This is a genomic window from Moorena sp. SIO3I6, assembly GCF_010672095.1.
This window is the reverse complement of the sequence record NZ_JAAHHU010000941.1, coordinates 1-1,909: the sequence shown is the minus strand read 5'-3', so window position 1 is coordinate 1,909 and position 1,909 is coordinate 1. Positions and strand designations below refer to the sequence as shown.

1 protein-coding gene is annotated in these 1,909 nt (G+C 41.2%); it reads right to left on the bottom strand.

Annotation, left to right across the window (positions count from 1 at the left end):
- Positions 1–42: 42 nt before the first annotated feature.
- Positions 43–1,909 (bottom strand): hypothetical protein (locus F6K49_RS44700; RefSeq protein ID WP_293108442.1); only part of this gene is annotated, 1,867 nt, incomplete at its 5' end.

The following is a 1,909-nucleotide window of genomic DNA, read 5'->3' as shown; positions in this document are numbered from 1 at the left end:
AAATTGTTTACCTCATAGCTATGATAATTGCTATAAAATACTTCATCCTTCAACGCTACTCGATAAGTCAGTAGGAACAACTACACACTCCAACTCCGCCTTGTGACTCTCCTGCTGATTTTCCAAATTAATTGCGATCGCTTCTATTCTAATTTGAGTCGTGCCTTGGGGTATAACTAATTGAGTCATTGCCTCCAGCTCCCCAGCCGCATTGGGGAGTAAATCTATAATAGAACGGGTTTCCTGGAGCAGAGAGCGAGTTTGGACGTCTTTAACCCACAATTTAATACATAAGCGAGATTGACTAGGAGGAAGTTTTATGGTCACCATTACCTTTTCTCCAGCAACCAAGTCCCTAGTAGTCGGTATTGATAAAGTCGGTGCTGCTAAGGTCGCATCCAACTCTAGGGATGAAAGATTATCCAGTTTAGCCTTAACGTCATGTTGCTTGGTTGCTGTAGCTTTTGTCGGTTGTGGGGCTATTTCTCGATCATCCACTACAATTTCCTGAGTCGTCCAATCGTGACTAGTAATACCAACTTTAGGGGGTGTCTCTGGCATTGCTAATTCTGAACTAACTAGCGACAAATCCTCAGATTCTGTCATTGACTCCAAGACCTTTTCTGGAAATTCCCTAACCTCTTCTTCGTTGCTAGCCGTTTTATTGCTCTGTTCGTTTGTCACTGGTGAGTGATCTTGCCCAGGAGGATTACTCTCTGGGGATAATTCTAACCTCAGCAATTCCATCAATTCATGATCTTCAGCTAAAGCACTCAACCGTGACCAAAAACGCTCTTCCATGTTTAAGGCTCGGAAAGCTTCTTCTAAAGCGATTGACTCAGGATCTTTTACAGAATCTGGAGTCTCCCACCGAGTAGTATTCAATAATTGGTTTACCTTGGAATTCTTGAACTGGGTATTAACCGATTGTGAATCCTCTAACTGATCATCTGTTTCAGATTTATCAATCTCACTAATCTCAAGATTTTGGATTCCCTCAGATTCCGTTAGGGAATTAATCAGCACTTCAGAAGCATCATTATAATTAGATAAGACCTCAGACTTTATCTGTACATTACTATCTTCATTAGTATCTTCTGAACTATCTTCCGACTGTTCTACTGTGTCTTGAATTACTGTGTCTTGAACTACTGTGTCTTGAACTACTGTGTCTTGAAGCACTGTGTCTTGAAGCTGTAACTCTGACCCAGTATCTTGCTCTCGATGATCTAGTTCTTGATTGGCTGTAGTCGAGGATTCTTGATCATCTAGGGAAACTGAATCAGATGCTTTAGACTGATCTTGGAGGTCTTGGCCCTGTGCTCCCGAGTCAGCAACCGACTGGATTGTAGGCAAACTGGGCAATTCGAGGGATTTAACAGTTATATCACTCGGCTGATGGTGGTAAAGTTTTGGTGGTAAAGACCGTCCAGAGATAGGTTGCAAGAACAGAGATGGATGGTTTTGAGGTAGCTCAACCAGATCCAGCGTAGTCTGCTCTAAGGGGTCTTCATCTAATAATAGAAGGTCTTGATCAGGTTGATCAGGTTTTGCAGATTCAGCGATCCGATTAGCCAGTACTACCATGGTTTCCATTGGCATCCCCTGATTCCCTGGCACAATTACTTCTAATAAATCCTCTACATTAGCTGTAACAGTAAATTGTTGAGTGGCTAAAGGAGTTGACTGTGAATTATAAAGGGTTATTTTTCCTAAAATTAGACCACTTTTACAATCCGTCGGAATATCTAGACTATGGCTAAATCCTAAAAATAACTCCTCTTGAGATAGGGAGTACTCAATATCTAACAAACGTTTTCCTGTTTGAGGAAACCGCAATTGATAGCGTAGAGTAGCAGGGAATAAGTTTTCTAAAACACTATCTAAAACACTAACTGTTATACTATCA